The sequence below is a fragment of the Anaerocolumna sp. MB42-C2 genome (assembly GCF_030913705.1).
In the GTDB taxonomy this organism is placed as follows: domain Bacteria; phylum Bacillota; class Clostridia; order Lachnospirales; family Lachnospiraceae; genus Anaerocolumna.
The window spans coordinates 3,313,888-3,326,729 of the sequence record NZ_CP133190.1; the positions used below are offsets into that span (position 1 = coordinate 3,313,888).

At 37.5% G+C, this 12,842-nt stretch carries 10 protein-coding genes; 5 read left to right on the plus strand and 5 right to left on the minus strand.

Features of this window, described 5'->3' with window-relative positions:
• Nucleotides 1-26: 26 nt before the first annotated feature.
• A complete protein-coding gene (locus tag RBU59_RS14630) occupies nucleotides 27-2,921 on the minus strand; it encodes a PAS domain-containing hybrid sensor histidine kinase/response regulator (protein WP_308143260.1) in 2,895 nt (964 codons plus the stop codon).
• A gap of 15 nt (nucleotides 2,922-2,936) precedes the next feature.
• Entirely contained in the window at nucleotides 2,937-3,413 is a 477-nt protein-coding gene (gene tadA / locus RBU59_RS14635) for a tRNA adenosine(34) deaminase TadA (protein WP_308143261.1), read from the minus strand.
• Between the two features lie 188 nt (nucleotides 3,414-3,601).
• Between tadA and RBU59_RS14640 the strand changes: the two genes are divergently transcribed.
• Nucleotides 3,602-4,297: an anaerobic ribonucleoside-triphosphate reductase activating protein gene (locus RBU59_RS14640; RefSeq protein WP_308143262.1), complete on the plus strand. Its 696-nt coding sequence runs from the start codon at nucleotides 3,602-3,604 to the stop codon at nucleotides 4,295-4,297.
• A 70-nt stretch (nucleotides 4,298-4,367) separates the two neighbouring features.
• Nucleotides 4,368-4,928: a GNAT family N-acetyltransferase gene (locus RBU59_RS14645; protein WP_308143263.1), complete on the plus strand. Its 561-nt coding sequence runs from the start codon at nucleotides 4,368-4,370 to the stop codon at nucleotides 4,926-4,928.
• A 234-nt stretch (nucleotides 4,929-5,162) separates the two neighbouring features.
• Here RBU59_RS14645 and RBU59_RS14650 read toward each other — a convergent pair whose 3' ends face one another.
• From RBU59_RS14650 to RBU59_RS14660, 3 genes are all read right to left on the minus strand, one after another.
• Complete coding sequence (locus RBU59_RS14650) at nucleotides 5,163-6,650, minus strand: DUF6128 domain-containing protein (RefSeq protein ID WP_308143264.1); 1,488 nt, start codon at nucleotides 6,648-6,650, stop codon at nucleotides 5,163-5,165.
• 283 nt (nucleotides 6,651-6,933) lie between these two features.
• Entirely contained in the window at nucleotides 6,934-7,380 is a 447-nt protein-coding gene (locus RBU59_RS14655) for a GatB/YqeY domain-containing protein (RefSeq protein WP_308143265.1), read from the minus strand.
• 29 nt (nucleotides 7,381-7,409) lie between these two features.
• Nucleotides 7,410-9,230: an ABC-F family ATP-binding cassette domain-containing protein gene (locus RBU59_RS14660; RefSeq protein WP_308143266.1), complete on the minus strand. Its 1,821-nt coding sequence runs from the start codon at nucleotides 9,228-9,230 to the stop codon at nucleotides 7,410-7,412.
• A 304-nt stretch (nucleotides 9,231-9,534) separates the two neighbouring features.
• On the opposite strand from RBU59_RS14660, the gene nrdD reads away from it, so the two are divergent.
• The 3 genes from nrdD (at nucleotide 9,535) to RBU59_RS14675 (ending at nucleotide 12,783) form a co-directional block, all read left to right on the plus strand.
• Complete coding sequence (gene nrdD / locus RBU59_RS14665; RefSeq protein ID WP_308143267.1) at nucleotides 9,535-11,655, plus strand: anaerobic ribonucleoside-triphosphate reductase; 2,121 nt, start codon at nucleotides 9,535-9,537, stop codon at nucleotides 11,653-11,655.
• Complete coding sequence (nrdG, locus tag RBU59_RS14670; RefSeq protein ID WP_308143268.1) at nucleotides 11,655-12,149, plus strand: anaerobic ribonucleoside-triphosphate reductase activating protein; 495 nt, start codon at nucleotides 11,655-11,657, stop codon at nucleotides 12,147-12,149. The genes nrdD and nrdG overlap by 1 nt, the downstream gene beginning before the upstream one ends.
• 112 nt (nucleotides 12,150-12,261) lie before the next feature.
• Nucleotides 12,262-12,783: a GNAT family N-acetyltransferase gene (locus tag RBU59_RS14675; RefSeq protein ID WP_308143269.1), complete on the plus strand. Its 522-nt coding sequence runs from the start codon at nucleotides 12,262-12,264 to the stop codon at nucleotides 12,781-12,783.
• Nucleotides 12,784-12,842 lie beyond the last annotated feature (59 nt).

Below are 12,842 nucleotides of genomic sequence, written 5' to 3' on the forward strand. Positions count from 1 at the left end.
GAAAGTACCTTCCATTTATAGCTGATCTATGATAACTCTTTTTTCATCCACTGAGTAATTGTTTTATTCAGTTTTTCCATCGTAATTGGTTTACTGATGTAGTCGTCCATACCAGCCGCAAGACATTTATCCCTATCCTCTTCCATAGCATTTGCGGTCATTGCAATGATAACCGTATCCCTATTGATACCCTTACTGTTTTTAATAATGGAAGCTGCCTCATAACCATCCATTTCCGGCATTTGGCAATCCATTAAAATAATATCAAACTTTTCATCCGAACAAGAAGCCACCGCTTTTAATCCGTTTTCTACAATACTGACACGGTATCCAAGTTTTTCTAATATTACTGTTGCCAATTTCTGATTTGGCAGTACATCCTCAACAAGCAGAACATTTACCCGGTTTTTTTGAGGAGGCTTTTCTGTAATTTTTAAATCCTGATCATATAACTCATCCGCCCCAATTATATTGTAATTAATTACCTCCGAATAATTTTTTTCATTATAATCTTTCTCTATGTCACTTTGATTACTCCTATCAAAATTTATATCAAACTTAAATTCACTCCCTTTGCCAGGTGTACTGAACGCTATTATTTCACTATCCATCAAACGGATAATCTTATTGGAAATCGCAAGGCCAAGACCGGTCCCACCGTATTTTCTTGTGGTTGATAAATCAGCCTGGGTAAATGCAGAAAAGAGGTTTGGTAATATTTCCTTACTGATGCCGATACCTGTATCCTTTATAAGGAACCGTAACGTAACAGTAGTTTCTTCTATCCTCAGAGGATATATAATAAGAGATATTTCTCCTTTATGTGTAAACTTTATAGCATTATCTATAAGATTATACAAAACCTGTCTTAATCTACCCGGATCACCATAGATAAGCTGCGAAAAATTTTTTCCAAACACTACTTTAAGCTCCAGATTTTTTCTTTTCGCTGTAGGGGTAAAAAGCGCAATGGTCTCTTTCGCCAACAGTTGAATGTCAAATGGAATATGCTCCAAAACCAATTTCTCTGCTTCCATCTTAGAGTAATCTAAAATATCATTAAGCAATAACATTAGTTCACTGGAGGCCGACTTCACATACTTTAGATACACGGTCTGTTCTGCATTTAATTCCGTATGCAATAATAAATCAACAAATCCGATAATACCATTCATAGGTGTTCTGATTTCATGTGACATATTGGCCAGAAACTGACTTTTAAGTACGTTTGCTGCCTCCGCTTCTTTTTTGGAACGGTGCAGTTCTTCATTTAATATGCTTCGTACAATGGCCCTCTCCGCAGAATTTGCAAATGCTCTTAATGCAGAAAATTCTGCTTCAGACCAATTTCTTTCTCTTATGCAATCGGCAAAACTGACAAAACCCCAGAAAATATTATTTACATAAATTGGTATGGCTGTAATAGATAGGATACCTGCAGCTTCCAACAGCTCCCTGGTTCTGTTATGCTCTAAATCATTTACAATTCCGGAGTAAGTTTCACCCCTTAGTAACGGTCTAATAAAACTTATAATATCATCAAAAGGAATCTCCTGTAACAGTGGGTCAATAATTTGCTCACTATTATCACCGAACTTCCATTCTACTTTTGGGCTCGTATGACATTTTCCCAAAGCATCACAATAATTCTGAAATAAATAAATCCGGTCTACCTCCGTAGCCGGACCAAGAAGCTCAAATGATTTACGAACAGCATCCAAATAACTCGTATTATCCAAGAATTCCTTGATAGACAAAGCAACCGCAGAAAGTATTTTTTCCTTCCGCCTCAATTCTTTTTCGGTGTCTATCCGTTCCGTTATATCATCAAAGCATTCAATTCCACCTATCACTTCGCCTTTATCATCCAGGATTAAATCCAAATTTTTAGAAATATACCGCAGTTCGCCTTTTTTATTACGTATAGTACCTATCTTACCAAGTACCGGTTTTTTCAAATCCATCCGGTATAAGCTGCAGGACCTGCAACACTCCTTGTCCGATAACAAGCTGCAGTCCTTGCCGATTGCTTCTTGATCAGAATACCCGGTTAACTGCTCCGCCCATTTATTCCAACTGGTAATCTTCCTGTTTTTATCAATAGTAAATACCGCACTGGGAACCGTTTTTAACAGCATATTGGCGTAATCCGTTTGTATTTTTAACTGTTTTTCGTTTTTTTTTCTTGCCGTTATATCTCTGGCAACACCGATTATACCAATGATATTATTATTTTCATTCATAATGGGAGTCTGGGAAATTTCCACAACAGATTCTTTTAAGTCAGCCATGGTAATAGTATGTTCCACCATACTGGTTTTTCGATTTTTTATGATGTCAGCTTCAACCATATTTAACTTATCCACCAGCGCTGTATCTTTCATTACCTCCATATCGGTTTTACCGATTATATTCTCCTCTTTGGCTCCTATAAACTTAATTGCAAAGGCTTTATTACACCATAAATATTTACCATCAGTATCTTTTATAAAAATAAGGTCGGGTGTAGCATCTATCATGGTTCTTAATAAATTTTTATATTTCTTTATAAGAGCAATGTCCTTAATCATCCCGATTCCGACATTCCTCCCTTTCCAGTTCCCTTTAAAAACCCGGGTCTCGGCAGGTATATATTCACCATCTTTTGTAATAACCGGAATATTACATACGTTTATTTTTCCTTCCATCATTAACATAGAAGCTTCAAAAGCTTCCTTCTGTCTCTCTGCAGGATAAAAAAATAAGATGTTTTTACCATATACCTCTTCTTCCTTATAACCAAATCTCTGCAGAGCGGGCTGATTCATATCAATGATAGAACCATATTCATCTACGATGATGACATACTCTTCTATAATGTGAAATAAAGTATTTAACGTATCCAAAGTGTCTTCAATAATTTTATATTCATCCTGTGCCATCTAATCATCCTTATATTATTCCTGTTTCCCTTTTTCCAATTTATTTCGTACTCTTAGATCCTTAAAAAACTCTTTAAGTACAGCTTCACATTCTTCTTTCATTACCCCGGTAATAAGTTCAACCTGATGGTTAAACTCTTCCATCTGAAGTATATTTAAGATTGAGCCGGCGCATCCTGCTTTCGGATTCATAGCCCCTAAAACAACTTCTTTCATTCGGGCTTGTACAATAGCTCCGGAACACATCTGGCAAGGTTCAAGCGTCACATACATAGTACAGTCCTCTAACCTCCAGTCCCCTATCACCTTACTTGCTTTCTGTATGGCGATAAGTTCCGCATGAGCTAAGGTTGTTTTCCTGGTATTCCTTTTGTTATAACCTCTGCCTATAATCCTGTCCTCATAGACTATCACGCATCCGATAGGTACTTCTCCGAGTTTTGCCGCTTTTTTCGCTTCTTTTAAAGCTTCTTTCATATATTTTAAATTCATTTCATTTTCCTTTATAGTCTCTCATAAATTAAGATGAAAGGAATATACTATGGACGAATTTCCTCTTATCTGCTATATTTATCTTAGCATGAAGTAAATCAATAGGCAATGTATAAATAGTTATAATAAATGTTAATCCGGTTATTTCTCCAATGAAATGAATCGGAGCTGGAAGGAAATAATTGCAAATGGAAATACACGGTTTTCAAAAAACAACCCTGTTGGATTATCCGGAACATATAGCTTCAACCATTTTCTTAGGAGGCTGTAATTTTCGCTGCCCTTTCTGCCATAATGCATCTTTGGTGCTTTCACCGGCAAATCAGCCAACTATTCCGGAAGAGGAAATATTTAAAACTTTAAGAAAAAGAGTCGGAATAATCGAGGGCATCTGCATTACCGGAGGAGAACCCACTCTCTATCCTGGTTTAGTTTCATTTATACATAAAATAAAAGAACTGGGATATCTGGTAAAATTAGATACAAACGGAAACAATCCGCATATAATAAAAGAATTGACTAAGAACGGATATCTTGATTATATTGCTATGGATATTAAAAATTCCAGAGAAAAGTACAGTTTAAGCTGCGGTATCGATTCTTTCGATATATCAAGGGTGAATGAGAGTGTATTTTATCTCTTATCAAACCCTGTTGATTATGAGTTTCGTACCACTGTAGTGAGAGAGCATCATACAAAAAGAGATATACAACATATAGGCGAATGGATTCAAGGTGCAAAAGCATACTATTTACAGTCCTATAAAGATTCTGATGATATGATTCAAACGGGGCTTGGCAGTCCGACAAAACAAGAATTACTGGAATACAAAGATGTTCTATCCTCTTATGTTCAAAATGTTTCAATACGGGGTATTGATTGACATTCCCTGAAATATAAAAGTACGGTAGAGCCTTACTTTATTTCATGAAAGTAACCAGGAGAATAAAATTATGCAGATGACTTTTAATACGGATCGTCTTATCTTAAATATTTTACATCCAAATGATGCGGATAAAGTATTAACCTTTTATGAGAACAATAAAGAACATTTCGAACCCTGGGAACCGGAACGTGATCCGAATTTTTATACACTTTCCTATCAGAGGCTTTCTCTGTCCATAGAATACAACTTAATGCTGCAGTCCAAGCTGCTGCGGTATTGGGTTTTTCTAAAAGAAGCCCCCCATACTATAATCGGTTCTATCAATTTTTATAATATAATCCGGGGATCTTATTTCACCTGTCAGCTGGGTTATAAATTCGACCAATACCACTTAAATTGCGGTTACGCATTAGAAAGTGTTCAGGCAGGGATGGAGGTTTTATTGTCGGATTATAAAATACACCGAATCGAAGCAAATATCATGCCGTTAAATACCCGGTCCACCCACCTTATTGAGAAACTGGGATTTTCTTATGAAGGCCTGTCTAAATCCAGCATCCATATTAATCATAAGTGGGAAGATCATGCCCGATATGCTTATATCAATACAGAGTTTGAAGAATACTAATAGTATAACAAAGTGGGCAAGTCCACTTCAACTCTCCGTTCCCCTCATTCATGAGGGACTATTCTACTTTGGACGCTGAGGGAGGTCAGCCTTGCTGGCATAATTCCATACGCACGATTGCGCATTCTGCCCGGTAGGGCTTTTTATTTACCGGGGAAGTTCTGAGAACTTTCCTGGTAAATAGAGAATGATTTGAGTGAAAATTACACCCAAACCATTCTATCTAACTAATCTTTAATTTAAGGTAATAGGAATATACCAATAACCAAATTCTCCTGTTCTTTGAGTTTTTCTCTTTACACATTTAAAATTTTCAAACCCAAACATTTTAGCCATAAATTTTTCTCTGTTGTGGTAGATTCCAGGTACACCAAGAATATAACTGAACCCATTCTTATCATTCATTCTGGCAAAAATCAGATGTCTGTAACTATAATATCCATGCAACAGAAAACTATTATTGCCTAATATCCAGGCTTCCATTGGAAACATTCCAATATCCTGGGGTTCTAATCTTACACACCAGGCAATTTCGTTATCTTCAAAGGGATACATTCTCGGGAAAGAACGGTATATCTTTTTTGCTAAAGGATGGTCCTCAAAGAACGGCTGTCTCTCTCCATCTTTTTGGCACTCTTCTTCCTGTAATTTTGATTGTCTGTCTTCTGCTATAGTCTGGGGTTCCATAACGTTTTGTAAATCATCTTTCTGTGAACCAGTATTCTGCAAATTAAAATCGTCAAAAGCAGTAGTCTTTCCCCCTTCAAATTGCTCTGCTTCTACAGATTTATTATAATTTATGTTATCGCTTAAGGGTTTCTGCCAGGAAGAATCAGATGTAAACCTATTTTTATTATAAAAGTTATAATCAATGGAATTGGATTCCTCCGCTTGCTCTTTCCTATCCCCTTTTAACAACTCTTCTTTCTGAAGAATTTCAACGGGAGCATTTAATTCATCAACAATACGATTCTCTTCTTCTTTTTCACTTTTTCCATCTTCTTTATTTTCTTTTCGGTTATCGTTCTGACTTTCATCCTTACTTACTTCATTGGCTGCTACTTCTGTTGCTTCTTTCTGTCTTATTCCAATATTTGATTCTGTCTCTCCTGCTTCTTTTTTATCCGCAAAATCATTAAACACTTCCCCCTCATTATTCGGGGCTTCTTCTAATAATTCTTTTTGTTCAACCTGCTTTACAGAATTTTCAGAATCTTTTTTAACCTGCTCTTTAACCGTTATTTCTTTTTGATTCTCTGTACTCTTTGTCAGTTGATCAAGTCTGGTTACATAAACAGCTGCTGCCTGTAATTCTTTTTCATACTTTGCGCTCTCTATTCCGGTCACCAGCTCCATAGTTATGGGGACATCATCCCAGGAAGTAGCAAAAAATTTCCTTTCCGTGAGATACAATACGATTCCGCCCATATCATCCAAGCTATAGGAGGAATTCATAATATGTAAGGAGTCTGTTACCGTCTTATAGTCACCGACTCCGTTTTTAACCTGGAATGTTCCAAGTAAGATACCCTCAAGCCCATCATTTCTTCTTTTAAATATATACACCTTTAATTGTTTATCATTTAAACTGGGTGCCGCAATATGGAGGGTGCATTTACACTGTCCGTTTCTAGCTTCTACTCTGGCATAACCTACATTATTTTTCTTCGCCCCGTCTTCATAATTATACATGTATGAAACTAATCTTTTATAGTCAGGCATTTTTTACTCCCTTACTTTCCCGTGTCTGATAGCACAGTTAACAAGTTGTACAATCATCGCACTAATATACTTATATTAATTATATTCTGCTCATTAAAATATATGACAAAGCTTGGATAATCTTAGGAGGTTCATTATTCAAAATGAAAATGGGATGTATCTCCCACAGATTAATCCTTTACCCTTTCAGGTTTTGAATTTTGTATTCTTCCGATCGTAATTATCCGGTGAATATTAGTCTGCGGGGATGATACATCCCATTGTTATTGGTGTAGGTTTAAGTTTAATTAAATAAGGCGGCAACCATATCGTTTACCATCTTACCATCTGCCTTACCTTTTACTTTTGGCATAAGCTCTTTCATGATCTTTCCTTTATCTTTCGCCGTTGGTTCGGTTATAGATAAATCAGCCAAAACTTCGCTAATCACTTTTTTAATCTCTTCTTCAGTCATAAATTGAGGTGCAAATTCAGTTAATACAGAAATTCTCATATTACATTCCTCTGTAATATCCGTTCTGTCTGCCGGTGCGGATTCTAAGGTTTCTTTTAACTGCTTAATTTCTTTTAATACAACTGCATTCTCTTCCTCTTCGGTTAAATCCGATCTCTTATCAATGGCTACGTTTTTGAGTGCGGTCAAAAGAGCCGAAAGTGCATCCTTTCTTCCTTTGTCACCGGCCTTCATAGCCTTAACCATTTCTGCTCTTACAAGTTCAATTTTAGTCATAATAATACCTCCTAAATGTATATATATAATTATTTTTTTGCATTTTCAATTTGTTCTGCCAAATCATTCAGATACATCCAACGATCCATTTTTTCTTCCAGTTTCTTTTCTAAAGAACTTTTCTGCTCTATTAATTCACTTAACTTTGCATAATTACTGGATTCTTTCGCCATTGCGGCTTCTATCTCATTAAGACTGTCTTCCAGCTCTGCTATAACAGTATCAATTTCATCAAACTCTTTTTGTTCGTTGTAAGTGAATTTTAATTTAACTTCCCTGGTTTTTTGTTTACCGTCTTTGGAGGCATCACCGGAGTTATTGTTTTTACTGTCGCTTTCCTTGCCTTTTTCCCGGGACCTTTCCCTATCGCATACGGCATCCTTATAATCGGTAAAACCTCCTTCATATTGCCTAATGATTCCATTTTCTTCAAATGCAAAGATACGGCTTACGATACGGTCTAAAAAATACCTGTCATGGGATACGGTTAACACAATACCATCAAAATTATCCAGATAATCCTCCAATATGGTGAGGGTTTTAATATCAAGGTCATTGGTAGGCTCATCTAAAATCAGGACATTGGGCGCTTCCATTAATACTTTTAACAGATATAACCTTCTCTTCTCCCCGCCGGATAACTTACTGATCAGGGAGTACTGCATGGCCCCGGTAAACAAAAATTTTTCAAGCATCTGGGAGGCACTGGCACTTCCCTCGCTGGTTTCTATATATTCTGCCACATTACGGATATACTCAATCACTTTGAGACTTTCGTCCATGTATTCATTTTCCTGAGAAAAGTAACCGATTTTAACGGTTGTTCCCATCTCTACATAACCCTCGTCCGGCTCTGCATTCCCGGTAATAATTTTTAACAGTGTTGTTTTTCCGCTGCCGTTAGGACCGACAACACCTAACCGGTCGTTTTTTAACATGATATAGTTAAAATCCTTAATTAACTGCCTGTCCCCATATGCTTTACTAATATGGCTGATCTCAACGGTTTTCTTCCCCAATCTGGAAGACAGAGAATTTAATTCAACGTTTTTATCTTTTTCTATAACCTTACGGTCTCTTAATTCTTCGAAGCGCTGTATATGAGCTTTCTGCTTGGTAGATCTCGCTTTGGCACCACGCATCATCCACTCTAAATCCATGCGGTACAGACTTTTATTCTTCCGCTCGGTAGCCATCTCCATGTCTTCCCGTTCTGCTTTTAACTGAAGGAATTTAGTATAATTCGCTATATAAGTATATATATTTCCTTTATCTATTTCAACTATTTTATTTGTTACCGTATCGAGGAAATAACGGTCATGCGTTACCATAATAAACGCACCCTGGTATTTATTCAGATAATCCTCCAGCCACTCTGCCATTTCATTGTCCAAATGATTGGTAGGCTCGTCTAAAACCAGGATTTCGGCCGGAGTTAACAGAGTTCTTACTAATGCCACTCTCTTTTTCTGACCTCCCGATAAGGTATTCACTTGTCCTTCATAGTCTTCTATTCCTAATTTCTGCAGCATGGTTTTTGCTTCACCCTCCAGATTACGGTACTCTTCCGCTGCTTTTTTACCATGTACAACATTTTCCAATATCGTCAGGTTTTCGTTGAATACGGGAGTTTGTGCCAGGTATTCCACCCGCACATTTTTGCCTTTTATAACACCTCCCTCATCCGGTTCTTCTAACCCTGCGATGACTTTTAATAAGGTAGATTTCCCGGTTCCGTTAATACCGATTACGCCTATTTTATCTCCTTCATTAATCCCCAGGGTTACCTGATCAAATAAAATTTTATCGGTAAAGCTTTTGCTCATTTTTTCTATGTTTAACAAATTCATGGTTAGAACTCCTTCCAGTGTGCCGATACGCTTAAATTCGAATTAATGATCAGTACACTAGTTTCTGTGGGGTAATTATTAAAAATCCTGTATTCTAAAGAATACCATATTTGAGGTTATTATACCACATTTTCTTGGCTTTGGATCTTTAACAAAAAAAAATTTTATTTTTTTTCGAAAAGGGCTACTATATCTAGTGCAGATATGATATAATACCACTGCATATAGTAATGATTACAAATAAGGTTTTATCATCGGACAGGTGATAGATTGAAAGCAGTATATTAGAAAGAAGGAATTATCAATGATAAAAGTGGTAAAAAAAGATAATACCAAAGAAGATTTTAATGTTCAGAAAGTTATCCATGCCGTTGATAAATCAGCGCAGCGGGCTCTTATTAAATTCACACCGAAAGAGCATGAGTTCATTTGTCATTTTGTAGAAGACAAAGTAAAAGAAATGAATAAAAACGAGATATATATCAGTGAAATGCATAATGTGGTAGAAAGTGCCTTGGAACAGACGAATCCACTGGTTGCTAAGAGTTACAGGGATTACCGCAATTATAAGCAGGATTTTGTACATATGTTAGATGAAGTATATAAAAAGAGCCAGTCCATTATGTATATCGGGGACAAAGAAAACAGCAATACGGACAGTGCTTTGGTTTCTACCAAACGGAGTCTTATTTTTAATCAGCTGAATAAAGAATTATACCAGAAATTCTTTTTAACTACCGAAGAACTGCAGGCTGCCAGAGACGGTTATATTTACATACATGATATGTCCGCCAGAAGAGATACCATGAACTGCTGTTTATTTGACGTAAAACAGGTTCTAAAAGGCGGATTTGAGATGGGTAACCTTTGGTACAACGAACCGAAAACTTTAAATGTTGCCTTTGACGTAATCGGAGACATCGTACTTAGTGCAGCCAGTCAGCAGTACGGCGGTTTTACCGTACCAAGCGTAGATCTTTTACTGGAGCCCTATGCAGAGAAATCCTATGCTTTATTTTATGATAAATATACAAATCTGGGTATTTCACCGGAACAGGCGGAAGCGGAAGCACTAAAGGATGTGAAAGAGGACTTTGAAAAAGGTTTTCAGGGCTGGGAATATAAGTTTAACACCGTAGCCAGCAGCCGGGGTGATTATCCGTTTATTACGGTTACAACCGGTACGGGAACGGGCAGATTTGCTAAAATGGCCTCTATTGCTCTGCTTGATGTAAGGCGTATGGGACAGGGTAAAAAAGAATGTAAAAAACCTGTGCTATTTCCCAAAATTGTATTCCTGTACGACCAAAACTTGCACGGGAAAGGCTGTGAACTGGAGGATGTTTTTGAGGCCGGTATCCACTGCTCCAGTAAAACTATGTATCCGGACTGGCTGAGTTTAACCGGTGATGGTTATGTTGCAAGTATGTATAAGAAATATGGAGAAATTATCAGTCCTATGGGGTGCCGCGCCTTTTTATCCCCCTGGTACAGAGAAGGCGGCTTAAAACCTGCTAATGATCTGGATACACCCGTTTTTATCGGCCGTTTTAACATCGGTGCCGTAAGTTTACACCTTCCAATGATTTTAGCAAAAGCAAGGCAGGAAAGCCGGGATTTTTATGAGGTATTAGATTATTATCTTAACCTGATCCGTAATCTGCATATCAGAACTTATGAATATCTGGGAGAAATGAGAGCCTCCACCAACCCTCTGGCATATTGCGAAGGCGGTTTTTACGGCGGACATCTTGGAATTCATGAGAAAATAAAACCCATATTAAGCTCAGCCACTGCCTCCTTTGGAATTACTGCTTTAAATGAACTTCAGCAATTGTATAATAAGAGATCCCTGGCAGAAGACGGGGAATTTGCATTAGAGGTTTTAGGGTATATCAACAAAAAAATATCAGAATTTAAAGACGAAGACGGTCATCTTTATGCTATCTACGGAACTCCTGCGGAGAGTCTGTGCGGTCTTCAGGTACAGCAATTCAGAAAAAAATACGGAATTATTGAAAATGTGTCCGACCGTGAGTATGTAAGTAACAGTTTCCACTGCCATGTAACGGAAGATATTACCCCGATACAGAAACAGGATCTGGAATACCGTTTCTGGGATCTATCCAACGGCGGAAAGATTCAATACGTTAAATATCCGATTAATTATAATTTAAGTGCAATAAAAGCGCTGGTAAGACGAGCAATGGACATGGGCTTTTATGAGGGTGTCAACTTATCTTTGGCTTACTGCGATGACTGCGGTCATCAGGAACTGGAGATGGATATATGTCCGAAATGCGGCAGCAGCAATCTGACTAAAATAGACCGTATGAATGGCTACCTGTCCTATTCCAGAGTAAAAGGCGATACCCGTTTGAATGATGCAAAAATGGCAGAGATCAAGGAAAGGAAAAGTATGTAATGAGATATCACAATATAACCAAGGATGATATGCTTAATGGGACCGGACTACGTGTGGTATTATGGGTATCCGGCTGTACTCATGGCTGCCCGGGCTGTCAGAATCCAATAACCTGGGACATTAATGATGGATTAATTTTTGATGCTTCTGCAAAAGAAGAACTTTTTGCAGAACTTAGAAAAGATTATATCGAAGGAATTACCTTAAGCGGAGGAGACCCTCTTCATCCTGCCAACCGTTCGGAAATCGGCGCCCTGGTAGAAGAAATCCATGCAACCTTTCCAGGTAAAAATATCTGGATCTATACCGGATTTAACTGGGATGACATACATACGCTTTCCTTTCTGCCTTTTGTGGATGTTATTGTAGACGGCAGATTTCAAATTGAGCTTTTAGACAGCCAGCTTCATTGGCGGGGCAGCAGCAACCAGAATGTTATTGACGTAAAAGAATCCTTGTCACACAATAAACTTACGATATTACAAAGTACATAATCATTCCTGATAAATAATTGAATCATACGATCTTTGCGAGATACCTATATACATTATAGCAGTCTCGCAATTACTTGATTTTACTTTCATCTATAAGGAGGTACCATGTGTTATGGAATATTTAATCAGAGAATGTACCCAGAATGATCTTCCTATACTTCGCGAAATATCTTACCAGACCTATGATGATGCATTCCGGGATAAAAATACGGACTCCAGTATGAAGGCCTATTTGGAACAGGCTTTTGATATTAAAAAGCTGCGCAAGGAATTATTAAACAGTAATTCCATATTTTATCTTCTATTTATTATGGAGGAACTGGCCGGTTACCTGAAATTAAATGACTACAAGGTACAGACGGATATAAATGACCAGCAGTCCCTTGAAATTGAACGAATCTATATAAAAAGAGAGTATCAAGGTCTGGGCTTTGGCAAGCTGTTACTGCAGAAGTCGACTTTAGTTGCAAGGAATCGAAACAAATCCTACCTCTGGCTTGGTGTCTGGGAGAAAAATGAGACTGCTCTTTCCTTTTACATAAGAAATGGTTTTTATAAAATGGGTGAACATTCTTTCTTTATGGGACCGGAAGAACAGACTGATTATCTCATGCGCAAAGATTTAACCGATTAATCTCAGATATAAGATAGAGTCAGTCTGCTGGCACTTTCGCGCCCCCGCAGATTGGTTAA